Origin of the sequence: Streptomyces ambofaciens ATCC 23877 (genome assembly GCF_001267885.1) — a bacterium.
Taxonomy (GTDB): domain Bacteria; phylum Actinomycetota; class Actinomycetes; order Streptomycetales; family Streptomycetaceae; genus Streptomyces; species Streptomyces ambofaciens.
Genome location: NZ_CP012382.1, coordinates 318,982 through 343,531, shown reverse-complemented (window position 1 = coordinate 343,531; position 24,550 = coordinate 318,982). Strand labels below are relative to the sequence as shown.

The window sequence follows — 24,550 nt, the reverse complement described above, 5'->3', positions numbered from 1 at the left end:
GCCTCGGGCAAGAGAGGGGTGGCGGCGCTCCGTTCACCGGGCGATGCCACCTGCATCCTGACCGTCAGACCTTCCCGATACCGAGCGTGGTCTCTCGGGGCAGCATGCCTGAGCCCAACACCTCCAGCCAGGGCGGGCCGAGGAGTTCGGCGAGCCGCGCGGTGCCCTGGTCGCCGAGTGTCCGCCAGGGGGCAGCGGCCAGGGCGTCGGTGCGGCGTTCGACCTCTGCGCGCAGGGCGCGGCCCGCGTCGGTCGCGGTGTGGTCGGCGTTCAGCAGCCCTCTTGCGACCAGCCGTTCGCAGGCCGCCGCCCACTCGCTCCCGCTCCAGCCGCGGCTCGCGAAGACGCCGACCGGCGCCGCGCCGATCGCGGCGAAGGACACCAGCGCCTCCACCGGGTCGAGGCCCGCGGTCAGGAGTGCGGCGAGATGACCGTCGCCGCGGTGCTCGCGCAGGATCGTCGCGGCCTGCCAGAGCGCGAGGTGCGGCTCCTGGGGCCAGGGCAACTCGGCATTGGCGGCGGCGAGCGGCCGGCCCTCCAGGGGTACGGACTCCGCTGCCCGGCGGGCGAGTGCGGCGGCCTCGGTGACCTCGGGACCTTCCGTCCACGCACCGAGGAGAGCGCGGTAGGCGCGGTCGATCCCGCGCGTCCTGGCGTCGAGCACCGTGCCCGGTGCGGCGACGCCCCAGACGGCGGGGATGTGTTCGGCGACCGTGCGCGGGCTGAAGCTGTAGAACGCGGAGGCCACCTGACGGTGTCCGGGCGCCCCGAGCGGTGCTGCCCGCAAGGCGAAGTAGCTCGGCCAGCGCTCACCGGTGTCGTAGCCGAGGGAGTCGGCCTCCTCGAATACCTGTGGCGCGAAGTACAGGACCGCATGCAGGGGCTCCAGGAGGTGCCACATCTGCCTGACGCGCCCGTCGTCGTCACTCAAAACGGCTCCCCTATTTCCGCGATCCCGCATCTTGTCACTGCCTAGACTGCGGTCGGCGCGGCATCTTGTCAATGACTAGTTTGCGCTAGGCTGCTCGTCATGCCCACCGAACGCTCCTATCACCACGGAGACTTGCGACGGGCCGTGCTCACCGCGGCTCTCGATGTCATCGCCACTCACGGCCCGGCAGCCCTGTCCCTGCGTGACCTGGCCCGTCGCGCGGGCGTCTCGCATGCCGCGCCCGCACATCACTTCAAGGACCGAGCGGGCCTTCTCACCGCCGTCGCCACCGAGGGGTACGGCCTCCTGTCGACCGCGCTCGGCGAGGCGGAAGATCTGCGCGACCTGGGCGTCCGGTACGTGCGTTTCGCCGCCGCGCACCCAGCGCACTTCCAGATCATGTTCCGCCCGGAGCTCCTGCGCCCGGACGACCCGGAACTCCTCGCGGCGCGGGAGCGGACGCGGAGCATGCTCCGTACCGCCGTGGAGCCCTACGGCGACGATCCGGCCATCGGCTTCATGGCGGCCTGGTCGATGGCCCATGGTTTCGCGACGCTGCTGCTCTCCCGCAACCTCGACGGTCTGCTCGACGGACGCGATCCCGAAGAGACCTTCGAGGCGTTGGCGGGCGTGATGTTCGGACCACCTGGGCCCGCCCCAGCGGGCTGACCGGCCCCACCTTCGCCCTCGTGGCCTCAGCGTTTCGCGGCCGACGACTTGGCGTGGTGGCGCGGGTCCTTGGCACCGGCCCTTTCCGTCTTCTTCGCCTGACCTGGTGGGCGGTTCGGGGCTTTGTCTGGCGTCCCGTTGCGCGCGGGAGACTGACCCGTGGCGCTTGGTGCTGCTTGTGACGTCGGGGTGCCAAAGTCGTGGGTGGCTGTTCCGATGCCGGTCGCGCGGCCCGGGCCGTGGGAGGGGGAGGCAGCGCGGCGTCCGGTGCCGTCAGCGGGGAGTGCACCGGCGGAGGCGCCGCGGGCAGGGGATGGCGCTGTATCGGTGGACGGCGCGGCTGCCTCCTTCTGCTGTGTGGTGCGAGGAGGATCCGTCTCTTCAGTGGGGGCACTGGTGACCCTGGTCGCGCTGCGGTCGTTCCCCGATGACGCGGAGTCGTCGGTGACGGCGAGGGCGGTTGCCATGACGGCGGTGAGGGTGACGCTCGCGGTCGCGACGAGGGTGCGCCTTCGCGATCGTGTCGCGTAGGGAGCGGTCCGGGGCCCGACGGTCGGCGGTTTCGCATGCGTGCCGTCGACAGTCCGCGACGGCTCGTGGTGCGGGACGAGGCTCACGGCGGGCGCCCGCGGGGCGAGCGAGAGTTGGTCCGGGTCGGCGAATTCCGACAGGGCGCGGGCGCAGTCACGGGCTGTCGGGCGGTCCCGTTCGTCCAGGGCTGTCATGTCCCGCAGCAGACCGTCCCACTCCTTCGGCAGGCCGTCGGGCAGGACGGGTGGACGGTGGAGCCGGGCGATCGCGGCTTCGAGGGGGCCACCGTCGTATTCGAGCCTGCCTGTGAGGCATTCGAGGAGGACGAGGCCGAGGGCGTACACGTCGGCGGGCCGGCCGACGGGGCGGCCGACCACCTGCTCGGGGGAGAGGTAGGCGGCGGTGCCGATGAGCACACCGGTGGCGGTGCGGGTGGTGGCGTCCAACAGACGGGAGATGCCGAAGTCCGTGAGGTAGGTGTGGTGCGCAGCGTCCAGGAGGATATTGGACGGTTTGACGTCTCGGTGGACGACGCCCGCTTCGTGTGCGTGAGCCAGGGCGTGGGCCACGCCGGCGCCGACCGCGGCCGTGGCCGCCGGTGACAGTGGGGCTCGGGCGATGCGCTTCTTGAGCGTGTCACCTTCGATCAGTTGCATGACCAGGAAGACCCGGTCGTTGTGCTGTCCGGCGTCATATGCGGTGACGAGTCCGGGGTGGTGCAACCGCGCCAGGATCACCGCTTCGCGGGTGGAGGCCTCTTCCATGTCGAAGCCGGTGCCGGGCCGGAACACCTTGACCGCCACCGGCCGCCTCAACCGCAGATCGAAACCTCGATGGACGTCCGCGGCGCCGCCCGAACCGATGAGGCCGTCCAGACGGTAGCGGCCGCACATCACCTCGGCGGAGCACCGGGAAGCCATGACCCGGGCCGACTCGCGTAGTCCCATTCTCTCTCCCACTGCGTTGAAGCGCGGATGCGGACCGTCTCCGGCGTGCCGCCGGACGCAGGTACCCGCAGGGTCGGCTTCCGACACCCGACCTGTCGCGAGCGGGACGCGGCGGGTGACTCCGACGAAGGAGGCGGTGCGGACCGTGAGCAGAACGTCAGGCCCGGCGTGACAGCCGTCCTGCCTCGTCCGGTCAGCTGCTTGGGTGCGTGGGGGGGCCTGTCGGCGTTCCGGTGGGCCCTCTCCCGGGTGCACGCAAAGCCGTTGCCCGAGACGGCCTTGCGGTACCGACCGGGAGAACGGCCGTACCTCGATGAGCCGTCCTGCCGAGAAACGGTCCAAGGGGACGTTCCCGTCCGGTGACGAGACCCAGCTCCAAGGGGGCGTCGGGGCAACGGGCGTTGCGAGGCTGCACGACTCCCGGCTGCCCTTGCCAGGGGTCGATTCCTCGTGGTTGCCGTCAGCGGGCGTCGCTTCCCCTTCGTGCGGTCGAGAAGGCACGGGCGCTGGGGGCGAGGGCGGCGGTGGCGGGTGCCGCGAAGCAGATGAGCGCGCAAGCCGCGAGGACCGCCGTGGCGCCGAAGGCGTCGATGGCGGGGGCGATGACGGCGAGTCCGATCGGGGCGAGGCCGTAGGAGAGCAGGAAGTCCAGTGAGGAGACACGGGCCAGCTTGTCCGGGGCGACCTCGCGCTGGGCGGCGGTGAACCACGGCACGTTGAACAGTTCGATACCGACGCCCGCGACGGCGTAGGCGGCCATCACGGCGACCGGGTGCACGGGGAAGACCAGGCTGAGCGGGGCGAAGCCGTAGGAGGCCAGGCCGGCGAGGGCGGCCCAACCAGGGGAGCGCGGGCGCCAGCGGGCCATGAGCAGGGCACCGCCCAGCGCTCCGGCGGTGTAGGCGGTCATCGCGCCCGCGAGGACGACCTCGGTTCCGTACTCGTCCCTGCTGACCATGGGCAGGGCGACGCCGGTCGCGGAGTAGCCGGTGGCTATGACGGCCGTCAGCGCGCCCAGACCGGCGAGGAACCAGGGGTGCCGGCGCGCCTCGCGGACGCCCTCGGTGAACTCGGCCAGGAAGGACGCCCTGCCCGCCCCGGCCGGAGGCTTCGACGTGTCGTCCGCGGTCTCGGGCCGTGCGCCGCGTCCGGGAACGCAGGCCGCGACGAGCCAGAGCAGCCCGATGCCCACCAACAGGGCCCACGTGTCCAGGAAGACGGCGAGCAGCGCGGCCAGGGAGGGGCCCACGAGCGTGGTGACCCGTACCGCCAGGGTCATCGCGGCATTGGCCTGCTGCCGGCGACCGGCGTCGACCACCTCGGCGGTGAGGGCCTGGTAGGCGGGACGGCAGGCACCCTGGCCCGCTCCCGCCACCGCGGCGGCCGCCGCCATCAACAGCACCGAACGGTCCAGCCCGGCGGCGATCACCGGTGCTGCGGCTCCGGAGGCGAGTCCGGCCCACAGCACGACGCCCCGGCGCGAGTGCCGGTCGGCGAGCACCCCTGCCACGGGCACCGCGGCGAGGAACCCGACGGTACGTGCGGCGAGCAGCAGGCCGAGGTCGGTGGCGGCCAAGGTCCGGTCGAAGACGGCGAGGCCGAGGACGAAAGGCAGGGCCCAGGTGGCCAGGCCCGATGCGGTGGCGCCCGTCCAGAGGCGGAGGAAGGGCACGTCGAGCAGGATCGAGCGCTGCTTCGCGGGAGGGGGTTCGACGGCGCTGGGAGGGGCGGAGGGGGTGGGCACGAGGAAGTACTCCTGTCCTGTCGGTGGCGACGGGTCGGACGCGAACCGGCTCCAACGTCCTTGCCCGGCAATGAGGTTGGCACGGGACCGGCCGTGGCACACGGCGGGCGGCACGGCGCGGGCACCACACTATCGCAGTGATAATCATTTCCATTAGAGTGCTGTCGGCCGCATCCTCGCGACGAGCGTCGCGGCCCTGTGTCGCCAGTCGGTCCGGGCTTCCTGCCGGGTCGGAGGCATGCTAGGTTCCTGCACATGAACATGGTTTTCATTAGCGAGGGGGAGTGAAGGTGCCGCACAAGCCTCCGCCCTTGAGCTCCGCGTCCTCGGCGAACGCGGACGCGGATGTAGACGCGGTCGACCCGGCCGAGGCGCCGGCGCCCCGGCCCGCGAGGGCTGTGCGTGCTCGACTCGCGTCCCGGAAGGTGCTGCTCCTCAACTGTGCGGCGCTGGCCGCCCTCCTGCTCGTGTCCGTCGTCGTCGCCATCGGGCTCGGGCCCGCGGTCGTCACCCCGGGGGAGACCGCCCGCCACCTGTGGGCGGCTCTCAGCGGAGGGCGCATCGGCCGCGACGAGGTGACGACGTATCAGATCATCTGGCAGATCCGTACGCCGCGCGTGCTGCTCGCGGCGCTGGTGGGCGCCGGACTGAGTGCGGTCGGAGTGGCGATCCAGGCCATGGTGCGCAATGCGCTGGCCGACCCCTTCGTTCTCGGGGTCTCCTCGGGCGCCTCCGTAGGCGCCGTCGGGATCACGGTCACCGGCGGGTTCGCCGCACTGGGCATGTACGCCGTCTCCGTCGGTGCCTTCATCGGTGCGCTCGTCGCCTCGCTCCTGGTGTACGCCGCCTCCGCCGGCCGGGGCTCGCTGTCGCCGCTGCGCCTCGTCCTGACGGGCGTGGCCATGTCCCTGGGCTTCCAGGCTGTCATGAGCCTGATCATCTATGTCGCCCCGGACAGCGAGGCGACGAGCATGGTCCTGTACTGGACCATGGGCAGTTTCGGTGCCGCGACCTGGGGCGCGCTGCCCGTCGTCTCCGTGGTCGTGCTGGCCGGCCTCGCGGTCCTGTACCGGCAGGGGCGGGCGCTGGACGTGCTCTCCCTCGGCGACGAGACCGCCGCGAGCCTCGGCTTCGATCCCGACCGGCACCGCAGGGTGCTGCTGGTGCTCGTCTCGCTGGTGACGGGCGTCATGGTCGCCGTCAGTGGTGCCATCGCCTTCGTCGGACTCGTGATGCCGCATGTGGTGCGGATGGTCGTCGGCGCCACACACGCCCGCGTACTCGCCGTGGCCCCGCTGGTCGGAGCGATCTTCATGGTGTGGGTCGACCTGGCGGCGCGGACCCTGGTGGCACCGCGCGAGCTGCCGCTCGGGGTCATCACCGCGCTCGTAGGCGTGCCCGTCTTCATCGCCCTGATGCGGCACAGGGGCTACACCTTCGGAGGGCGCTGAGGTGGACCTGAAACTCGATGAACTGTCCGTGGTGACGGACGGCAGGAGCCTCGTGCGCGGGCTGTCCCTGGCGGTGCCTGACGGTCAGGTCGTGGGGCTCGTGGGACCCAACGGAAGCGGCAAGTCCACCGCGCTGCGGTGCGTGTACCGGGCGCTGCGGCCCAGCTCGGGAACCGTCTGGGTCGGTGGGCAGGATCTGACCCGGCTCCCGATGCGCCACAGCGCACGGACCATCGCCGCCATGACCCAGGACGGGGGCGTCGACTTCGATTTCACGGTCGAGGAGGTCGTCGCGCTCGGACGCGCGCCCCACCTGCGCGGGAACCAGGCGCTCAGTGGCGGAGAACGCGAGCTGTGCGAGCGGGCGATGGAACAGCTCGACATCGGACACCTCGCGCACCGGGGCGTCATGACGCTGTCGGGCGGCGAGCGCCAGCGCGTCCTGCTGGCCCGCGCGCTCGTACAGGAACCGGAGATCCTCGTCCTCGACGAGCCGACCAACCACCTCGACGTCCGCCACCAGGTCGACCTGCTCTCGCTCCTGCGCGCCTCCGGCCTCACCGTCCTCGTCGTCCTGCACGACCTCAACCTCGCCGCGGCGGCCTGCGACCGGCTCGGCGTGCTCTCCCGGGGCCGCCTGGTCGCCTCCGGCACACCCGCGGAAGTGCTCACGAGAGAGCTCGTCGGTGACGTCTTCGGCGTCAGTGCCAGCGTCGTCCCTCACCCGCTGACGGGCGATCCCCAGCTCCTCTACTCGCTCAACTCCACCCGCTGAAAGGCTACTCACGCATGCGTACAACCCGAACCCTCGCCGCGGTCCGCCGGCCTGCCGCGCTCGGCTCCGCCCTGGCGGCGGCCCTGGTGCTCAGCGGATGCGGTGCCGAGGTCGCGTCGGACGCCAAGGATTCCGGCACGGTCACCGTCAAGCGCTGCGGTGAACCGGTGGAGTACACGGTGCCCGAGCGGGCCGTCGCCTACGAAGGCGGCAGTGCGGACAAGCTGTTCGCCCTCGGTCTGACCGAGCACGTGCACGGCTACGTGATGCCTCCCGCGAATCCGCCGGTGAGCGAGTCCCCGTGGGCGTCCGAGTACGCGAAGGTGAAGATGCTCAGCGACGACCTCCTGAACAAGGAGGTCGTGGTCGAGGCCAAGTCCGACTTCGTCGTGGCCGGCTGGAACTCCGGCTTCAAGGACGAGCGGGGCATCACGCCCGAGATCCTGGACAAGCTCGGCATCCAGAGCTTCATGCACACCGAGAGCTGCTTCAACTATCCGGGCCACCCCGAGAAGATGAGACCCTTCGAGGCTCTCTACACCGACCTCGAACGGCTGGGCAAGATCTTCCGAATCGAGGAGAAGGCCACCGACGTCGTGGCCGGGCTGAAGAAGCGCGTCGCGGAGGTCGCGGCCAAGGCCCCGGACGGCGACCCGGTACCCGTCTTCCTCTACGACTCCGGTACCGACCAGCCGTTCACCGCGGGCAACCAAGTGCCCCCCGACGACATCATCAGGACGGCGGGCGGCAAGAACGTCTTCGACGGCCTCGACGAGCGCTGGACGCAGGTCAACTGGGAATCCGTGGCCGAGACCGAGCCCGAAGTCGTCGTCATCCTCGACTACGGCGACCTGCCCGCCGCGAAGAAGATCGACTTCCTGAAGAAGTCCCCCCACACCAGAGAACTCCCGGCCGTGAAGAAGAACAACTTCTTCGTCCTCGACTACAACGAGGGCATCAGCGGCCCCCGCAACATCGACGGCCTGGAGAAGTTCGCCACCTACCTGCGCGAACTCAAGGGCTGAGTCCTCGCGCCCACCACGGCCTGCCCGGCAGACGTGAACGCCCGCCGGGCAGGCCGCACTTCAGCGCGCCCGCGCTCTCCCCTCGCATCACAAGGAAAGGACCCAGGAACCCATGGACACAGACCGTGACTCGACCGGCCAGGCTCTCCTCGAGCAGTTGCCCCCGCCCCTGCCCGCCGACCGGATCATCGCCCTCAACCAGCCCAAGGCGGACCTGCACACCACTCGCTCCTACGAGTGGAACGGCTGGACGTTCGACGTACCGCCCGGCGTCTTCATACCCGGCTGGACCAGCCGCCTGATCCACGAGCGGGTGCTCGACGGCCGTATCGAGACCCGCGGTCTCCGGTACGCCGCCATGGGCGTCGGCCTGGGCGTCGAGGCCGTCGCGGCGGGCATCCGGGGCGCCCGGGAGGTCCACGCGCTCGACGTCCACCCGGAGAGCGTGGCCGCCGCCACCGGTTACTACCGGCGCCTGATCGGCGAGCGCCCGGACACCGCGTTCCTCCCCGCGGTGAGCGACGTCTTCGACGCCCTTCCCGACGACGTCCAGCTGGACGTCGTCACCTTCAACCCGCCCGCCGTCAGCCAGACCGTCAGTGACGACCCCGACGTCGTACGCAACGTGTGCGTGGGCGCGCCGCTGATGGCGAAGTTCTTCGCGCAGATCGCGGAGAAGGACCTGCTGGCCCCCGGCGGCGAGATATACGTCATCGCCTCCAACACAGCGGATCTGCGGGCCCTGGTCCAACACGCCCTGGACCACGGGCTCAGCCCTCGCATCGACCATCTCCACGACTGGCAGGACGGCGTGCTGACCTTCCTCTTTCGCATCACCCACGACACGCCCCGCACCGGAGGACGGCGATGAAGAACACCGAGGAGCTCCTGGCCGCCGTCCTCGCGGGCGAGCACGGCCCCCGTCCCGCCGACCTCGTCGCGACCAGCGTGTTCTGGGCGCACCACGGCACCCGGCTGGCCGGCGGGAACACCACCTACCTCAACCAGTACGTCCTCGTCCGCCTGGGGGACTCCTTCGGTGGCTGCGCCTTCGAGGCGGGGGAGGTCGACCCGTCCATATGCCACGACGCCTCCGGTACCCCCGTCGACACCCTGCTGCGCGAGGCGCCGATGCCGCTGCGGATCGCCGCGCTCGACGCCTACCTCAGCTCGGTCCGCCCGCACCGGGAGGCGGCCGAGGCGCAACCGGTCACCCTGCCCGCCGGGACACCCGAGACCCGGGCGCGGGCCAGGGACGCGGCCATCGCCGGGCTGCTGGACATCGAGGCCGGGGCCAAGGTCGCTCTGATCGGGGTGGTCAACCCGCTCGTCGCGGCCATCCGCGAGCGCGGCGGAGATCCCCTGCTCTGCGACTTCAACCTGCGCACCACCCAGTGGGGCGACCCGGTCACCGACGACATGTACGAAGTCCTCGACACCGCCGACGCCGTCGTGGCCACCGGCATGACCCTCGGCAACGGCAGCTTCGACACCGTCCTGGCCCGCTGCCGCGAACGCGGCGTCCCCCTGGTGGTCTACGCCCAGACCGGCAGCGCCGTGGCGCGCGCCTTCCTCGGACTGGGCGTGACCGCTCTGTCCGCGGAGCCCTTCCCCTTCTCCCAGTTCAGCGCCGAACCCACCACCCTGTACCGCTACCGGGTGGCGGCCGACGCATGACGGCCACCACCCGCCGAACGGTGCCCTCCGCCAGGGACACGGAGGGCACCGGGCGCGCCGCGTGCCATCACGGCGAGATCCTGCAAGGCGTCTTCCTCGACCGGCGGCGTCGCCCCGTCCACGCGCTGGTCACCCTGCCGATGCACGGACCGGGCAGCACCGCCCGGTTCGCGCACCGGCCCGGCAGCGCGCCGGACGAGGTGACGGTGACACCCGCCGGCCGGACCAAGGCACGGGCGGCGGCCCTCCTCGCGGTACGGGAGTGCGCCGCACACCGTGACGCGGAGCCCTGCGGCGGGGAGCTGACCCTCGCCGGGGACCTGCCCATCGGCCTCGGCATGGGCTCCTCCACCAGCGACGTCATCGCCACCGTGCGGGCGGTCGCCGACTCCTGGGGCGTGCCGCTGCCGGCGGAGACGATCGCCCGGATCGCGGTGCGCGCCGAAGGCGCGAGCGACCCCCTGATGCACGGTTCGCACCCTCTGCTCTTCGCGCAGCGCGAGGGCCGGATCCTCGAAGTGCTGGGCGCCGCGCTGCCGCCCGCCGTGGTGGTCGGGTGCGCGCTCGCGGGAGGAGCCCCGGTCGACACCCTCTCCCTCCCCGCCCTCCACCACGACGACGACCTCGCCGCCTACGGGCACCTGCGCCGCATGCTCCGCCGCGCGGTGACCGCCGCCGACACCGCCCTGCTCGGCCGGGTCAGCACCGCCAGTGCGCGCCTGCGCCAACGCGTCCTGCGCCACCAGGAGTTCCCCGCCCTCACCGGCATCGCCGACAGCACGGGCGCTGTCGGCGTCCAGATCGCCCACAGCGGCAACGTCGCCGGCATCCTCTTCGACCCCCGCGCTCCCGGCCTGCACCACGGGCTGCGCCGCTGCACCCGTGCCCTGGACCGGGAGGGCATCACACCGACCCGGACCTTCACCACCTTCGCGTCCCCCATCAGCGAGGAGTTCCCGTGGACGAACACATCTCGGAAGCCATCGGCCGCCCGGACCTGATACGCCTCGAAGACGGCCTCCTCTGCCTGCGCTTCGAGACCATGAAGGTCGTCTCCGCCCTCGCCGCCGTACGCCACCTGCTCGACACCGGAGCCGTACGACGCGGCGACACACTCATCGACAGCTCCAGCGGCATCTACGCCTACGCACTCGCCCTGGCCTGCCACCGCCACGGCCTGCGCTGCCACATCGTCGGCTCCACCACCGTCGACCACACCCTGCGCACGCAACTCGACGTACTCGGTGCGCACCTGGAGCAGATGCCGCCCAGCGACAGCCTCAAACTCGACCAGAACCGCCGTGTCGCCCGGGTGCGCGAGATCCTGCGGGAACACCCGGACTACCACTGGATGCGCCAGTACCACGACGACATCCACTACCTCGGCTACGAAGCCGTCGCCGAACAGATATACGCCCGGAGCGGCGGCGATTGCCTCACCTTGGTCGGCGGAGTGGGCTCCGGGGCCTCCACCGGCGCCCTCACCCACTACCTGAGGAAACGCTCCGTCGACGTACGACTCGTGGGCGTCCAGCCCTACGGGAGCGTCACCTTCGGCAGCGGACACGTCGCCGACCCGGAGATCATCATCGCCGGCATCGGCAGCTCCATCCCCTTCGGCAACGTCCGCCACGACCTCTACGACGTCCTGCACTGGCTGGCCTTCGACGCCGCCCTCGCCGGCAGCGTCGACCTGCTGCGCCGCCACGCCGTGTTCGCGGGCCTGTCCACCGGAGCCGCCTACCTCGCCGCCCGGTGGGAACGCCACGAAGAGCCCCGCCGTACCGCCCTGTTCATCGCCGCCGACACCGGCCACCGCTACGTCGACACCGTGTTCGCCCGGCACCGGGAGGCCGCACGGATCGAGGACCTGACCCCTCAGACGGTGAGCCGAACGGACGAACTGACCCTCCCGTGGTCCCGTATGAGCTGGGACGGGTCACCCGCGCCCGAGGGAGCACTCCTCAGGTAGGCCGCCACAGGCGTCCGCCGGCGGGGGAGTGGCGATCGGGCCGGCCGGGGTCCGGGGGGGTGAGGGTGCGTGAGGCCAGTGCACATGCACCCCGCGCCGGCTGGCCGGCTGGGCCGGATCAGGGGGTACCAGTGCAAACGTGCCTGGACGTCGCTGAGGGCGGCGTGCTGGCGGGGGCCGGCTGTTCGTGAAGCAGCGCCGGAGCGGGTCGATCGCATCGGGTAGGCCGAGCCCGGACCAGCGGGCGCTGCCGTTGTCGGCACGCTCGTGGCGTGTGTTGGGCTTGGTGCCGCTCTCGACCACGCGGCGTCGGGATGCGCGGACAGGAAAACCGCCACCCCTGGTAGAGGAGAGGCGGGCGCAGCAGCGCGGTATGTGCCGGGCCGGACGGTGCCGTGGCTGCGACCACCGCCCGGCCCGGGGTATCAGTGCTCCGTCACCGGCGTGAGGGGTTGGTGCTCGTGCGCGCAGCTCTCGTCGATGCCGCAGGTGTCCCAGGAGGTGACGGAATCAAACGCGGCAGGGCTTCGTCTTCCTCCACCGAGGAACGCCTGGTCGAAACGCCCCTCGCGCGCCAGCCGGTCCCCTTCCTCCGGGAGGTCGTCGCGCAGGGTGCGGCAGCTGCCCCCGTTGGTCATCCCGACCAGGGGTTCCTCGGTGCGGGACAGGGCGGCCTCGCCGCCGCGCACGAGGGCGACGGCCTGTGTCAGGCTTCGGGGCGGAGCAGGCCGCGCGCGTACGCCTTGGCCAGCCGCTGGGGAACGAGGTACGGCACTCTGTCCACCGTGACCGTCACCAGCTGCGGCGTCGTGGCCTTCCACTGCGCGCGACGGTGCCGGGTGTTGCTGCGCGACATCTTGCGTTTGGGTACGGCCATGGGGACCTCCGGGTGCGATCGGTGAACGAGACAGACGTTACATGAAAATGGATGTCATTACGAAGTCGGTGATGTCCGGGACGATGTGCAAGACCGTGGTCTGCTACTTCGACGGGATTCCGGACGCGCCGGATCGACACGTCAAGGAGTGGTCGACGCCGCGACCCGTCGGGGTGGTTTGGACGGCCATCTCAAGACCAAGCGCGTGCAGGCCGCGAACACTGGTCGAAGGGTGGCGCGGGCCACCGGGCGAGGGGGGCGGCATGACTGACGGCACGGTTCTGGTGGCGGTGAGGGAGCACCCGGAAGACAGGTGTGCCACCGCTGGGCAGTTGACGCGCATCGCCGAGGGCATCCGGGCGCGCGGCTTCCAGGTCCGGTGGGTGGTGAGCGTCTCCGACGCCGAGGCGGTGCTCAGGACGGAGGCCGGCTTGGCCGCCGCGGTGGTGGCCTGGGACCTTCTGCCCGCAGCCGAGGACGGGCCGGGTGGCGCGACGGTCCTGCACGGGATCGGGCGCCGGTTCCGGAACCTGCCGGTGTTCCTGGTCATGGCGGACGAAGGGCTGCGTGAGCTGCCCCTGTGGGTGTCGCAGTCGGTGGTGGGCTACGTATGGCCGCTGGAGGACACGCCGGCGTTCATCGCGGGGCGGATCACCACCGCCGCACGCGGCTACCAGGACGCGCTGCTCCCGCCGTTCTTCAAAGCACTGCGGCGCTTCGACGACGCACACGAATACTCATGGCACACCCCCGCGCACTCCGGCGGCGTCGCCTTTCTCAAGTCGCCCGTGGGCCGGGCCTTCCACGACTACTTCGGGGAACGGCTGCTGCGCAGCGACCTGTCGATCTCGGTGGAGGAGCTCGGCTCCCTGTTCGAACACACCGGACCGATCGGCGAGGCGGAACACAACGCCGCGCGCGTCTTCGGCTCCGACCGCACGTACTTCGTCCTGCATGGTGACTCCACCTGCAACCGCCTGGTCGGCCACTTCAGTGTGACGCGCGACGAGATCGCCCTGGTGGACCGCAACTGCCACAAGTCGATTCTGCACGGCCTGGTCGTCTCCGGTGCCCGGCCGGTGTACCTGGTCCCGACCCGCAACGGCTACGGGCTCGCCGGGCCGCTGCCTCCGACCGAGCTCGCGGCGGACTCGGTGGCGGAGCGGATCGCGCGAAGCCCTCTCACAGCGGACGCGGTCTCACCGCGTGCTCAGTACGCGGTGCTCACCAACTCCACCTACGACGGCGTGTGTTACGCGTCGCCGACGGTGGCCCGGGCCTTCGCGTCCAGCACACCCCGGCTGCACTTCGACGAGGCGTGGTTCGCGTACGCACGCTTCCATCCGCTCTACGCGGGGCGCTACGGCATGGCGGTGGACGAGGAGACCTTCCCGGGCCCCGATCGGCCGACGATCTTCGCGACCCAGTCCACCCACAAGCTGCTGGCCGCACTGTCCCAGGGCGCCATGGTGCACGTCCGGCCCGCCCCGCGAGCGCCGGTGGAACACGACCGGTTCAACGAGGCGCTGATGATGCACGGCACGACGTCGCCGCTGTATCCGATGATCGCCTCATTGGACGTGGCCACGGCGATGATGGACGGCCCGCAGGGGCAGTGGCTGATCGACGAGGCGATCTCGGAGGCCGTCCGTTTCCGTCAGGAGATGGTGCGGATCGGGCGGCGGATCGAGGCCGCAGGCGACCGGCCGCCATGGTTCTTCGGCGTGTGGCAGCCGGATGAGGTGACCGACCCTGCGAGCGGGGCGCGGCTGCCGTTCGAGGAGGCACCGGCGGACCTGCTGCGGACCGAGGCGTCCTGCTGGCACCTCGACCCCGACGCGGACTGGCACGGTTTTCCCGGTCTGACCGACGGCTACTCCATGCTCGACCCGATCAAGGTCACCCTGACCTGCCCGGGGCTCGACGCGAGCGGTGTGATGTCGGACTGGGGCGTCCCGGCACGCGTCCTCACCGCCTATCTGACCACGCGCGGCATCGTCGTGGAGAAGACCGACGGCTACACCACGCTGGTGCTGTTCTCCATGGGCATCACCAAGGGTAAGTGGGGCACGCTGCTGGACGCCCTGATGGACTTCAAGGACCACTACGACAGTGATGTCCCGCTCGACCGCGTGCTGCCCGCCCTGGTCGCCGAGCACCCGCGGCGCTACGCGGGACGTAGCCTGCGCGACCTGTGCCAGGAGATGCACACCCACCTGCGCGACGCCCGCCTGGTCGAACTGCTCGACACGGCCTTCCAGCAACTCCCGACGCCGGTCGCCTCGCCCCAACTGTGCTACCAGCGGCTGATCCGCGGTGGCACGGAACGGATCCCGCTGGCGGACGCGGCAGGCCGCGTCGCCGCGGCGATGGTCACCGTGACGCCGCCCGGCATCCCCGTCCTCATGCCGGGTGAAGACATCGGGGAAGAAGACGGCCCTCTCCTGCGCTACCTCAAGGCCCTGGAGTCCTTCGACCGCCGCTTCCCCGGCTTCGGCAGCGAGACACACGGAGTAACCCGCGCCCCCGACAGCGGCGACTACCTGATCGAGTGCCTGCGCCCGGACGAGCCCGCAGGACCCCGCGGCGCCGTCACGCCGGCGCAACGACGGAGGAAGTCCAGTACCAAGACGAGGAAATGAGTCCCACTCGCCGAACTCGACAGAGCGTCGGACGCAGCGAAACGCACGGCGGTACTCGTTGGCTGGGAGACGGTCAGCGGCCGGTGAAGACAGCGTCGCGGCGCTCGACGAAGGACTGGATTCCCTCAGCGCCGTCGGCGGTGGCCAGGAGTCGGGCGACGTCGGGACGCAGGCGCTCCACGGCCGCCTGGTCGCCACGCTCCTGGGCGAGGTGAGCGGAGTTCAGGGCGGTACGCACGCCCAGAGGCGCGGATTTCTCCGCGATCAAGCCAGCGATCTCGGTGGCCCGGGCGGTGGCCGTCGCCCCGTCGTCCGCGACCTCCTGGACCAGACCGATGCGGTGAGCCTCCACGGCGTCGAACTCCTCGCCGGTCAGGACCCAGCGCATGGCGTTGCCCCAGCTCGCCTGGCGCGGGAAGCGGAAGGTGGCGCCGCCGAAGGGGTAGATGCCGCGGCGGATCTCGTACTGGGCGAAGCGCGCGTCGCGGGAGGCCACACGGATGTCCGCGGCGAGCAGCAACTCGATGCCGAGCGTCATCACCCAACCCTGCGCGGCCGCGACGACGGGCTTGGTCCAGGGGCCGTCCAAGCGCCAGGGGTCCCGGCCGCCCTCGGGGAGCGAGAAGTCGCCCGCGGCGAGTTCGGCGCCGACATCGACCATGTCCAGGCCGCCGGTGAAGTGCTCCCCGTGGGCGAAGAGGACCCCGCACCACAGGTCGTCGTCGGTTTCCAGGAGCCCGTAGGCGGCTGCCAGTTCGCTGAGCATGTCCCGGGTGAAGGCGTTGCGCTTGGCCGGACGGTTCAGGCCCATCAGGAGCACGTGGCCCTTGCGCTCGACGGTGACCGTTTCTGGGCGCGACTGGACAGGACTCATGTCTCCTCCTGGTTAGTTGCATGATGAGACTCACTGGACGCTAGGGGACGCGGCTCCTCGGAAGCAAGTCCATCTCATGATGAAACTGATATGGTCCGGGCCATGAGAAGGACCTCGTTCGCCGGCTGGCCCTGCTCGATCGCCCGAACTGCCGACCTGCTCGGCGACGCATGGACCCTGCTGGTGCTGCGTGAGATCTTCTACGGCGAATCGCGCTTCGACGGCTTCATCGACTCCCTGGGCATCGCCCGCAACACCCTGACCGACCGTCTGCGCCGCTTGGAGGAGGCGGGGCTCTTGACGCGCCGCAGCTATCAGACGGACCCGGTCCGCCACGAGTACCTGCCCACGGAGAAGGGGCGTGACTTCTTCGGGGTCCTGGCGGCCATCAACGCCTGGGGCGACCGTTGGCTGGCGGACGACGAGGGCGTCCCGGTGGTCATGCGGCACACCGCGTGCGGACATGACATGCAGGCCCGGGTGGTGTGCTCCTCCTGCGGTGAACTCCTGGACGACAAGAACGTCACCGTACGCACGGGACCGGGCTACCCGCCGCGCCTGCTCGACGATCCTCTGGTGAAAGTCCGGTTCGGGGCGGATGGGCCCAGCCAGCGATGACGAGGTCCCACAGATGCACCGTCATGGCCCGCACCGACCGCTGTCGGCAGTGGTTCACCGACGCTCCGCCTGCCGAACGGCCGAAGACGAGCTGAGAAGCGCCTCCCACCAGGCGCCTTACGCTGGACTGAATCGGTACGCCGTGCGGGACGCGTCGTCCCGGCCGAGACCGCCGCTCCGACCTTCGCGCGCCTGTCGCGATCAGCTCAGGTCGGCAGCGGGGGTGTGCGCGCTGTCGCAGGCCATGGGCTCCACCCCGGCAGGTTCGCCGGTCCCGCCCCTTGTGGAGGCGTCGATGATCGAGCCATGCTCGCTGGTGCCTGCGAATGAGCTGTCGGTCATGGCGGTGACTGCTTCGGCAGCGGTGGCGTGGACCGGCAGCACCGCGTCGACACCGGTGATGACGAGCATTCGCATCAGGCGGTCGGGGACGTCGGCGAGTCTGAGTGCGCCGCCCGCCGCCTGAGCGGCGTGCCAGAGGCCGATGAGCGCGCTCAGGCCGGCGGAATCGCAAAAGCGGACCCCTGACAGGTCCAGAACCAGGCGCGGACACCCTTGCTGGATGATCTCCGAGGCTTCTCGGCGCAGGGTGTCCGCGGTGCGTGTGTCCACGTCCCCGGCGACAGTGGCGATCGCCAGGCCGGGGCGGGGGTGCCGGACGGTCAGCTGCAGCGTGTCGGTCACGTCGGTTATTACTCCTGGCCGAAGTGTTCGGGCGCGGCGGCTGTGTGGACGGTGGCAGCGACACTGCCGTCGGGTGTGGTGTGAGGGTGGGGGACGGACAGGGCCAGCAGGGCCACGTCGTCGCCGGCTCCGTCGGGCAGCGAGGCCAGCAGGGTGATGCTGTCCTCGACCAGGGAGGTGGCGGTGACGGGCCCTGTGCGCTGGTGGAGGAAGCCGACCAGGCCGTCCTCGCCGAGCATGGCTCCCTCGGTGGTGCGGGCTTCGATCAGCCCATCGGTGTAGAGGAACAGGCTTTCCCCGGCTGTCAGGGAGAAGGTGGTTTGGGTGAAAGGCGCCTGCGGGAAGGCGCCGACGAGCATGCCGCCCTTGGGGTGTACGGTTCGCACCCAGACAGCGCCGCTGTCGTCGGGGCGCACGTGGTAGGCCGGCGGGTGGCCGCCGGTGGCGACGGTGACGGTAAAGCCGCCGTCCTCCCGGGGCTCCAGGAGGCCGAAGAGGACGGTGCAGAAACGGCGGCCGGCGGTGACGTCAGCAAGCAGCATGGTGTTGAGCGCGCTCAGCACGGTGACGGGGTTGGCGTTGATCTGAGCCGCAGTGCGCAGGGTGTGGCGGGTCAGGGCGGTGACGGTTGCCGCCTCGGGTCCTTTGCCGCACACGTCACCGAGGAAGAACGCCCACCGGCCGCCGTTGAGGGGGAAGACGTCGTAGAAGTCGCCGCCCACGTCGTGCCTGGAGGCGGTGCGGTAGTGGCAGGCCAGTTCCAGTCCCGGCACCACGGGCAGGGCCGGGGGAAGCAAGGTGCGCTGGAGGGTGGAGGCGAACGCGGCGATGGCGGCCTTGTCCTGCTCCGCCTTCTCCCGCGCCGCCCGTTCCCCCTCGGCCCGCGCCCGTTCCGCCTCGGCGTGCCGCCTCTCCGCCTCCCGGCGGGCTTGTTCGTCGCGCAGCGCGCGCAGCGCCGACAGCCGCAACTCCATCTCGTCCAGCACGATCGCGGCGAGATCGGCAAGAGTGGCGGTGTCCTCCTCGGTGATCGAGCGCGGCCGAGTGTCGAGGACGTTGACCGTGCCCAGCCGGTGTCCTTCCGGGGTGATGATCGGTGCGGCGGCGTAGAAGCGCACCCCCATATCTCCGGCAACCAGAGGATTGTCCGCCGCGACGGGGTCCTTGAGAGTGTCGGGGATGACCATCGTGTCATCGCGTAGGATCGCCGAGCCGCACAGGCCCGGATCACGACCGATCTCCGCGACACCCTCCAGACCGTGGGCGGCCTTGAACCAGATACGGTCGGTGTCCACGATCGTGACGGTGGCCACCGGCACGTCGAAGAGCCGGGCGGCCATCGCCGCCACCCGGTCGAACGCCCCGTCGGGCGGAGTGTCGAGGATGTCGTAGCGGCGCACCGCCGCGATACGGGCTGCCTCCACATCAGGGTCAGGGACCAGCTCGGGGCGGCGCCCGGGAGCCGGGTCGGTGGCCGATGCCTGCTGCATTGTCGGCTTTCCTCTCCGTCGATGGGCTGCCGCCGTGAACGACACGAACTGACGCAGCCTAAGTCGACCACACGCCCGAATGCCAATGCCGTCGTCAGCCCGGCCCTTCGGCCCCGGGGACTGTTGGGCATGACGCTCGGGACGTCCACGCACGGGACAGCGAGTCGGCAAAGGGGCTCTGAACTGATCTGAACTGATCTTTTCTGCGCCTCACGCAAGCCGACATCTCTCCGATGACGTCGCATGTGGTGGCCGCCGTCCTCACCGGCCTGCTCTTGCGAGCGGTCATGGGCGCACCAGCGTCTTCGGGGCCTCGCGGTCGTTCGTGGTGCAGTAGCCGTCCGCGTTCTCTTCGAAGGGGAACGACCGACTGTCGTGGCGGTCTGGTGCCCTCACTCTCCAGCGCTGATCTTCCCGCCTCGCGGTGACCGAGACGCAGCGCCCGGTAGAACGGCGGTACCGGACGGCTGCCGGGCTGGGCGGCACCCGGAGCCTGGGTGCCGCCCAGCCGTGTCCGCCGTACGGACAGCCCTCAAGGCGGCTGCGTGCGGCACGTCGATTCCGTGGCCGAAGCGGACGGCGCGTTCCAGCCTGAACGCCAGCGGGGCCGCATCTGGTCTGGGATGCCCAGGAGGGGCGTTCGCGCGATTCTCACTCGATCGTGTAGATCGAACGACTATATGACTACAAGGCTCTTGGTCGCCGATTAGCGTGCGGGCTCGGTCGACCCATCAGGGCCGGCCCGGATGAGGCGGGACCAGGGGAGGTTCTCGGGGATGACGGACGAGTCTTCGGTTCAGGGCGGCGGACTGTCGCGGCGCAGGCTGCTCGCCTCGTCCGTCGCCGCGGGCGGCGGGGTCTGGCTGTTACGCGGAGTGGTCCGGCCGGGCAGCGCCTACGCCGACACCCCCTCACCGCCCGGCTTTCCGCCCGGGCTCGACGTCTACCGGCGCGTATACGAGAACTGGGCCGGTGAGATCCGCGCCGACCAGTTGTGGACGTGCGCGCCACGCACCCCGCAGGACGTACTCGACGTAGTGAACTGGGCCCACGGTGCCGGCTGGACGGTACGCGCCCAGGGCAAGCGGCACGGCTGGGCCCCGCTCACGGTGGCCGACGGCACACCCGCCGCGGCCCGGGTCGTCCTGGTGGACACCACCGCGCACCTCACCGGGATGTCGCTGGAGCGGCAGGACGCCGACGGGTCGGCCCTGATCCGGGTCCAAGCCGGAGCCCTGCTGGAAAATCTCCTCGCGTTCGCCGGAGCGCACGGATACGGGGTCGTCGCCGCGCCGGCGCCCGGGGAACTGTCGGTCGGCGGCGCGCTGGCCATCGGCGCGCACGGCACGGCCGTCCCCGCCAACGGTGAGAACCCCTCACCCGGCCACGGATACGGCTCGTTGAGCAACCTGGTCACCGAGCTGACCGCTGTCGTCTGGGACGACGGCGCCGGACGGTACCTCCTGCGGACGGTCGGCCGGGCCGATCCCGACTGCGACGCGCTCCTCACCCACCTCGGCCGTTCTCTCGTCACCGAGGCCGTGGTGCGGATGGGCACCGACCACAACCTGCGCTGCCGGTCCTTCCTGGACATCCCCGCCACCGAACTGTTCGCCGCCCCCGGGGCCCCGGCCGGCACCAGGACCCTGGCCGGCTTCGTGGACAGGACCGGCCGGGCGGAGGCGATCTGGTTCGCGTTCACGGACAAGCCCTGGCTGAAGGTCTGGAGCGTCGCCCCCGACCGGCCGTTCGCCTCCCGGGCGGTCGACGGGCCGTACAACTACCCGTTCTCCGACTCGCTTCCCGAGCCGGTGGCCCGGCTCGCCGGAACGCTCGTCTCGGGAGCGTGGGCGAGCGCCCCGCTCTTCGGACAGATCCAGTACCTGCTGGCCAAGGTCGCACTGACCGGTGACATCACCGACGTCCTGCTGTCCAGAACCCTCGTGCGGGACGTGCTGACCGGCGACGTGCTCACCCACCTGCTGGCGGGCGGGCTGCGCTCGGACCTGTGGGGTGCCTCCCGCAACCTGCTGGAGTACGTCCGGCCCACCACCCTGCGCGAGACGGCCAACGGCTATGCCGTCCTCACCCGCCGCGCCGATCTGCAGTGGGTGGTCAGCCGGTTCGCCGACTTCTACCGCACGCTGCTCGCCGAGTACGCGGCACGAGGCGAGTACCCGGTCAACGGCCAGGTGGAGATCCGGGTGACCGGCCTGGAGGATCCGTCCGTGAGCGGCGTCCCCGGAGCCCGGCCACCGCTGCTGTCCGCCCTGCGGCCGCGTCCGGACCGGCCGGACGTCGACACGGCCGTGTGGATCGACGTCCTCTCCTTGCCGACCACACCCGCCCTGCACCGCTTCTACCGGGACATCGAGCAGTTCCTCCTGGCCATGGACGGGGACCGGGCGACCGTCCGTGTGGAGTGGTCGAAGGGCTGGGGTTACACCGACACCGCCGCATGGTCCGACCCGGACGTCCTCACGAGAGCCGTCCCCGCCGCCCTGCGCGCCGGAGGCGGCCCGGGCTGGGACGAGGCGGTCGCGATCCTGAACCGGCTCGATCCCCACCACGTGATCTCCAGCCCGTTCCTCGACGCGTTGCTGCGCTGAGAATCGCTGCTTCTACCGGGGCAGGGTGCGTCGCCCGATCTCACCCTGCTCGGGGGAGGGGCAGCGGCCGGACGGGTCGGCCAGTCAGGACCTGTCCGACATCTTCAAGATGCAGCAGACCGTTTCGTCACCCTCAGGGTGAGGGAACGGTCACGACGAGGGGGTGGCCGACCGAGGCGCACCGACGGGTGCTATCACCTTGGGTGATCCGATGGCCGGGGCCCGGCTCGTACTGCCGGGTCGTTCCCCGTAAGCCCTTCCTCACCTCTACAGGCCGAGCCATGAACAGATGACCTTGGCGAGTACGACGCCGGCCACCCTTACCCCGACCCGCCCGGCGTTGCGCCAGGTGATGATGTTCTTCAACTTCTCCAAGAGGGTTTCCTTTCTCGTTATCCGTGTCTACTGGGCGCGGGCGAGCCACCCCCGGAAGGGGTCGTCCGCCCGCTCGTTCAGCACGGATGAGCTTGAGAAAGGGCCTGCCGAAACACTACCGCCCCAGGCCGGTCGGCGGGAGCGATTGGCTGAGGTCCACGGACCAGCACGCCGCCTGGCGAAGGGGTACGTCACCGCGTCACCGCACGAGCCCGCCCCCGTCGGCCTCTTGAAGGCCCTCGACGGCAGGGGAACGGATGAGCGGGCCGGCGGCGGCCACAGCAGCGATCAGCTCTCGGTCAGGGCCATGAGGAAGCGCGTCGGTGCCCGGTCATGCCTCCAGATCGTCCGTCACGGGCAGGCACTCGGCGAGCAGGCCGACGACGTCGCGCCAGGCGCGCTGCGCGTGCTGCGGGTGGTAGCCGACGCCGGGGACCGTGGGGTGGTCGACCGGCGGGTGGTGGAAGGCGTGCAAGGCGCCGCCGTAGACCGTGAGGCGCCAGTCGACGCCTGCTGCCTGCATCTCAGCGGTGAACGCGTTGCGTTGCGCGGGCGGCATGATCGGGTCTTCCGACCCGACCCCGGCCCACACCGGGCAGCGAATACGTGCCGCCTCGCCCGGTCGGCCCGTGGTCGTTGCGTTGACTGTGCCGATCGCGCGCAGGTTGACGCCGTCGCGTCCGAGCTCCAGCGCGATGGCGCCCCCGGTGCCGTAACCGACGGCGGCGATACGGTCGGGGTCGGTCCGCGGTTCGGCGCGCAACACGTCGAGCGCAGCATGGCCGATGCTCCGCATCCGGTCGGGATCAGCGAGCAATGGCATGCAACGGGCCAGCATCTCCTCGGGGTCGCTCAAATAGCGTCCGCCGTGAAGGTCGAAGGCCAGCGCTACGTATCCCAGTTCGGCGAGAGCATCGGCCCGGCGCCGCTCGACGTCACTGAGCCCCGTGCCCTCCGGTCCGAGCAGCACGGCGGGCCGGCGGTCGACACCGGCAGGAAGCGCGAGGTGCCCGGTCATCGTCAGACCGTCGGCCGGGTACTCGACCGTACGCGTCGTAATCGTCGTCGTCATGAGCTGGACTGTAGTGATCGTCGAGCCCGGTCCGGCCGTTGTTCTGCCGCTGGCAGAGCCGCGCGGGCATTCCCTTGAGATACGGCGAGGGGTCACAGGAACCGTCACAGAACTCGTCCCCACGGCAGCTATCCATCCCGATGCTCCGTTGACCCGTATCGCGGTCAGGCCTCTCACCGGTTCGAAGATGCGGCTCTGTGCCCCTCCTCGTGGTGACCCCGCCGCGCGGCGCCTCGGACCGCCTCGATGCCATGCGCACCCAGTCTGTGTGACCACCCCGCCGGGTGCCGATGCGGCCGGCGGCGCAAAAACCTTCTGTACCACGCCCAGTACGAGGGCGCACTGTCCAACCGGACGCTTACATAGGCGCGTTGCGCTCCGCCTTTCGCCGATAGACGTCACGTGCGGCCTGGGTGACGAACCCAGCGACGAAAGAGGCCGGGCTGCCGTAAAGCAAAGGAGGACCCACATCGGAAATCCAGTCCCCAATGGCGAGACAAGCGACAACGTCGAGGTAGCAGAACAGGTACAGTGCCCCTGCGCCGAGCATTGTCATCGCCCATCCCCCTTGTGACCACCGCTCTTTCGCCTATGGCATGCCCGGTCCGTAGCAGTCCGACACTGCGGAGGGCTGCCCGCATCACCCTCCCGGTAACGCGCCGATCTCGCGTGTTCTGGTGGCGGGCGCAGCGAGGCGAGCGGGGAGCGACGGCCTCTCTCCACCGCGCGCGGCTGCTCCCGTCGCCCTGGGGGCGGGCGGGGACGACCGAGTCAGGCCGCCTGGTACTCGGCATCGCAGGCTGGCCATCTGCGCCGCGAGTGCGACGGGACGGCCTACGCAGGGTGAGTGCTTAGGCCACAGGCACACCGCGGGACGCGTCACTGGCAAGCGTGCGCTCCTGCGGCCCTTTCGTGTCCAGTTGCCTTGAGGAGGTGCCGTTGTGATCGACGGAAGCCAGGGGATGTCCCATACCTTGCCGGCCAGTCCCTACACGGACGGCCCTGGTGAGGACGCACCCGCCGCTTCGGCGGGTGCACTTGAGATCCGCAACCGGCAGCTGGCGCGGGCCGCGGTCCAACCGGCGCAACGAATCCTGGCCCACCGTTACCGTCTAGCCGGCCCCTCCGAGGCGTTCGAACTGCTGAAGCAGACGTCTCAGCGCTTCAATATCAAACTGCACACGCTCGCTGATGCCGTGCTGCGTGTCGCCGAGCCGGACGCCGGTGCTGGTCAGTGGTTTCCGCGCCGGGCCCGCTTCGCCGCCCCCGCGCTGCCGGGTCTGGCGCTGCAAGGGGCGGGGTCCGAAGGCCACGCAGTGGTTCTTCGGGCGGCGCTGCGGCGGGTCCTGCATGTCACCGAAACCGATATGGGCAACGTCCAGCTCGCCGAGCACGGGGTGCTGCGGTTGGAGAAGCACACTGGCCTGAACCGACATTTCACCGACTTCTTCGCCTCTTCAAGCACAGAGTCCGACAAGTCAGGCCAGACCGAAACGACCCCAGCTGTCGCCTCAACAACCGGCTGGCTGCCATCGCGCGAGACCAGGAAAGCGCAGCCCAATAGTTCACAGGGTCGACAATGAGCGC

The 24,550-nt window shown here is 70.6% G+C and carries 20 protein-coding genes and 1 pseudogene; 12 read left to right on the top strand and 9 right to left on the bottom strand.

Features of this window, described 5'->3' with window-relative positions; all coding sequences use genetic code 11:
* Nucleotides 1-64: 64 nt before the first annotated feature.
* The gene (locus SAM23877_RS01600) at nucleotides 65-961 is read right to left on the bottom strand and encodes an SCO6745 family protein (RefSeq protein WP_079029967.1); all 897 of its coding nucleotides are present in this window, start codon (nucleotides 959-961) and stop codon (nucleotides 65-67) included.
* A gap of 69 nt (nucleotides 962-1,030) precedes the next feature.
* Between SAM23877_RS01600 and SAM23877_RS01595 the strand changes: the two genes are divergently transcribed.
* Nucleotides 1,031-1,600, top strand: coding sequence for a TetR/AcrR family transcriptional regulator (locus SAM23877_RS01595; RefSeq protein ID WP_053126144.1), 570 nt, complete (start codon nucleotides 1,031-1,033; stop codon nucleotides 1,598-1,600).
* 26 nt (nucleotides 1,601-1,626) lie between these two features.
* Here SAM23877_RS01595 and SAM23877_RS01590 read toward each other — a convergent pair whose 3' ends face one another.
* Nucleotides 1,627-3,078, bottom strand: coding sequence for a serine/threonine-protein kinase (locus SAM23877_RS01590; RefSeq protein WP_244902893.1), 1,452 nt, complete (start codon nucleotides 3,076-3,078; stop codon nucleotides 1,627-1,629).
* Between the two features lie 460 nt (nucleotides 3,079-3,538).
* On the bottom strand, nucleotides 3,539-4,822 hold the full coding sequence (locus tag SAM23877_RS01585) for an MFS transporter (protein ID WP_053126140.1): 1,284 nt from the start codon (nucleotides 4,820-4,822) through the stop codon (nucleotides 3,539-3,541).
* 398 nt (nucleotides 4,823-5,220) lie between these two features.
* Between SAM23877_RS01585 and SAM23877_RS01580 the strand changes: the two genes are divergently transcribed.
* The 7 genes from SAM23877_RS01580 (at nucleotide 5,221) to SAM23877_RS01550 (ending at nucleotide 11,722) form a co-directional block, all read left to right on the top strand.
* The gene (locus SAM23877_RS01580; RefSeq protein ID WP_235614672.1) at nucleotides 5,221-6,273 is read left to right on the top strand and encodes a FecCD family ABC transporter permease; all 1,053 of its coding nucleotides are present in this window, start codon (nucleotides 5,221-5,223) and stop codon (nucleotides 6,271-6,273) included.
* A 1-nt stretch (nucleotide 6,274) separates the two neighbouring features.
* Nucleotides 6,275-7,048, top strand: a complete 774-nt coding sequence (locus SAM23877_RS01575) for an ABC transporter ATP-binding protein (protein ID WP_053126138.1) — start codon at nucleotides 6,275-6,277, stop codon at nucleotides 7,046-7,048.
* A 14-nt stretch (nucleotides 7,049-7,062) separates the two neighbouring features.
* The gene (locus tag SAM23877_RS01570; protein WP_053126136.1) at nucleotides 7,063-8,073 is read left to right on the top strand and encodes an ABC transporter substrate-binding protein; all 1,011 of its coding nucleotides are present in this window, start codon (nucleotides 7,063-7,065) and stop codon (nucleotides 8,071-8,073) included.
* Between the two features lie 112 nt (nucleotides 8,074-8,185).
* Complete coding sequence (locus SAM23877_RS01565; RefSeq protein ID WP_053126134.1) at nucleotides 8,186-8,944, top strand: methyltransferase; 759 nt, start codon at nucleotides 8,186-8,188, stop codon at nucleotides 8,942-8,944.
* Complete coding sequence (locus SAM23877_RS01560; RefSeq protein WP_053126132.1) at nucleotides 8,941-9,750, top strand: Rossmann-like domain-containing protein; 810 nt, start codon at nucleotides 8,941-8,943, stop codon at nucleotides 9,748-9,750. Before SAM23877_RS01565 ends, SAM23877_RS01560 begins: the two co-directional genes overlap by 4 nt.
* Nucleotides 9,747-10,751, top strand: a complete 1,005-nt coding sequence (locus SAM23877_RS01555) for a GHMP family kinase ATP-binding protein (RefSeq protein ID WP_053126130.1) — start codon at nucleotides 9,747-9,749, stop codon at nucleotides 10,749-10,751. The genes SAM23877_RS01560 and SAM23877_RS01555 overlap by 4 nt, the downstream gene beginning before the upstream one ends.
* The gene (locus SAM23877_RS01550) at nucleotides 10,709-11,722 is read left to right on the top strand and encodes a pyridoxal-phosphate dependent enzyme (RefSeq protein WP_053126128.1); all 1,014 of its coding nucleotides are present in this window, start codon (nucleotides 10,709-10,711) and stop codon (nucleotides 11,720-11,722) included. Before SAM23877_RS01555 ends, SAM23877_RS01550 begins: the two co-directional genes overlap by 43 nt.
* Nucleotides 11,723-12,276: 554 nt before the next feature.
* Here the strand turns inward: SAM23877_RS01550 and SAM23877_RS38835 are convergent.
* Together SAM23877_RS38835 and rpmF are read right to left on the bottom strand one after the other, a co-directional pair.
* A pseudogene (locus SAM23877_RS38835) lies at nucleotides 12,277-12,417 on the bottom strand (GTP-binding protein); the annotation flags it as partial.
* A gap of 11 nt (nucleotides 12,418-12,428) precedes the next feature.
* A complete protein-coding gene (rpmF, locus tag SAM23877_RS01540) occupies nucleotides 12,429-12,599 on the bottom strand; it encodes a 50S ribosomal protein L32 (RefSeq protein ID WP_053126124.1) in 171 nt (56 codons plus the stop codon).
* 263 nt (nucleotides 12,600-12,862) lie between these two features.
* On the opposite strand from rpmF, the gene SAM23877_RS01535 reads away from it, so the two are divergent.
* The gene (locus SAM23877_RS01535) at nucleotides 12,863-15,241 is read left to right on the top strand and encodes an Orn/Lys/Arg family decarboxylase (RefSeq protein ID WP_053126122.1); all 2,379 of its coding nucleotides are present in this window, start codon (nucleotides 12,863-12,865) and stop codon (nucleotides 15,239-15,241) included.
* Between the two features lie 73 nt (nucleotides 15,242-15,314).
* Here the strand turns inward: SAM23877_RS01535 and SAM23877_RS01530 are convergent, their stop codons facing one another.
* On the bottom strand, nucleotides 15,315-16,115 hold the full coding sequence (locus SAM23877_RS01530) for a crotonase/enoyl-CoA hydratase family protein (protein ID WP_053126120.1): 801 nt from the start codon (nucleotides 16,113-16,115) through the stop codon (nucleotides 15,315-15,317).
* 102 nt (nucleotides 16,116-16,217) lie between these two features.
* Here SAM23877_RS01530 and SAM23877_RS01525 point away from each other — a divergent pair, with 102 nt between their 5' ends.
* Entirely contained in the window at nucleotides 16,218-16,733 is a 516-nt protein-coding gene (locus tag SAM23877_RS01525; protein ID WP_053142030.1) for a winged helix-turn-helix transcriptional regulator, read from the top strand.
* Between the two features lie 201 nt (nucleotides 16,734-16,934).
* On the opposite strand, the gene SAM23877_RS01520 is transcribed toward SAM23877_RS01525, so the two are convergent.
* Together SAM23877_RS01520 and SAM23877_RS01515 are read right to left on the bottom strand one after the other, a co-directional pair.
* Nucleotides 16,935-17,417, bottom strand: coding sequence for an STAS domain-containing protein (locus tag SAM23877_RS01520; protein ID WP_063796766.1), 483 nt, complete (start codon nucleotides 17,415-17,417; stop codon nucleotides 16,935-16,937).
* An 8-nt stretch (nucleotides 17,418-17,425) separates the two neighbouring features.
* Nucleotides 17,426-18,907 carry a PP2C family protein-serine/threonine phosphatase gene (locus SAM23877_RS01515; RefSeq protein WP_079029965.1) on the bottom strand — a complete coding sequence of 494 codons (1,482 nt, stop codon included), beginning with the start codon at nucleotides 18,905-18,907 and terminating at the stop codon, nucleotides 17,426-17,428.
* 776 nt (nucleotides 18,908-19,683) lie between these two features.
* Here SAM23877_RS01515 and SAM23877_RS01510 point away from each other — a divergent pair.
* A complete protein-coding gene (locus SAM23877_RS01510) occupies nucleotides 19,684-21,516 on the top strand; it encodes a cholesterol oxidase substrate-binding domain-containing protein (protein ID WP_053126118.1) in 1,833 nt (610 codons plus the stop codon).
* A 706-nt stretch (nucleotides 21,517-22,222) separates the two neighbouring features.
* Here SAM23877_RS01510 and SAM23877_RS01505 read toward each other — a convergent pair.
* Nucleotides 22,223-22,963: a dienelactone hydrolase family protein gene (locus tag SAM23877_RS01505; protein ID WP_053126116.1), complete on the bottom strand. Its 741-nt coding sequence runs from the start codon at nucleotides 22,961-22,963 to the stop codon at nucleotides 22,223-22,225.
* A gap of 941 nt (nucleotides 22,964-23,904) precedes the next feature.
* Between SAM23877_RS01505 and SAM23877_RS37025 the strand changes: the two genes are divergently transcribed.
* Nucleotides 23,905-24,546, top strand: a complete 642-nt coding sequence (locus tag SAM23877_RS37025) for an ANTAR domain-containing protein (RefSeq protein WP_244902892.1) — start codon at nucleotides 23,905-23,907, stop codon at nucleotides 24,544-24,546.
* Nucleotides 24,547-24,550: the final 4 nt, after the last annotated feature.

Excerpts from the sequence above, each read along its gene's own strand:
- SAM23877_RS01565 (WP_053126134.1), top strand. The coding sequence starts at position 8,186 with ATGGACACAGACCGTGACTCGACCGGCCAGGCTCTCCTCGAGCAGTTG.
- SAM23877_RS01505 (WP_053126116.1), bottom strand. The coding sequence starts at position 22,963 with ATGACGACGACGATTACGACGCGTACGGTCGAGTACCCGGCCGACGGT.
- SAM23877_RS01560 (WP_053126132.1), top strand. The coding sequence starts at position 8,941 with ATGAAGAACACCGAGGAGCTCCTGGCCGCCGTCCTCGCGGGCGAGCAC.
- SAM23877_RS01530 (WP_053126120.1), bottom strand. The coding sequence starts at position 16,115 with ATGAGTCCTGTCCAGTCGCGCCCAGAAACGGTCACCGTCGAGCGCAAG.
- SAM23877_RS01535 (WP_053126122.1), top strand. The coding sequence starts at position 12,863 with ATGACTGACGGCACGGTTCTGGTGGCGGTGAGGGAGCACCCGGAAGAC.
- SAM23877_RS01555 (WP_053126130.1), top strand. The coding sequence starts at position 9,747 with ATGACGGCCACCACCCGCCGAACGGTGCCCTCCGCCAGGGACACGGAG.
- SAM23877_RS01515 (WP_079029965.1), bottom strand. The coding sequence starts at position 18,907 with ATGCAGCAGGCATCGGCCACCGACCCGGCTCCCGGGCGCCGCCCCGAG.
- SAM23877_RS01570 (WP_053126136.1), top strand. The coding sequence starts at position 7,063 with ATGCGTACAACCCGAACCCTCGCCGCGGTCCGCCGGCCTGCCGCGCTC.
- SAM23877_RS01525 (WP_053142030.1), top strand. The coding sequence starts at position 16,218 with ATGAGAAGGACCTCGTTCGCCGGCTGGCCCTGCTCGATCGCCCGAACT.
- SAM23877_RS01590 (WP_244902893.1), bottom strand. The coding sequence starts at position 3,078 with ATGGGACTACGCGAGTCGGCCCGGGTCATGGCTTCCCGGTGCTCCGCC.
- SAM23877_RS01595 (WP_053126144.1), top strand. The coding sequence starts at position 1,031 with ATGCCCACCGAACGCTCCTATCACCACGGAGACTTGCGACGGGCCGTG.
- SAM23877_RS01510 (WP_053126118.1), top strand. The coding sequence starts at position 19,684 with ATGACGGACGAGTCTTCGGTTCAGGGCGGCGGACTGTCGCGGCGCAGG.
- rpmF (WP_053126124.1), bottom strand. The coding sequence starts at position 12,599 with ATGGCCGTACCCAAACGCAAGATGTCGCGCAGCAACACCCGGCACCGT.
- SAM23877_RS01600 (WP_079029967.1), bottom strand. The coding sequence starts at position 961 with ATGCGGGATCGCGGAAATAGGGGAGCCGTTTTGAGTGACGACGACGGG.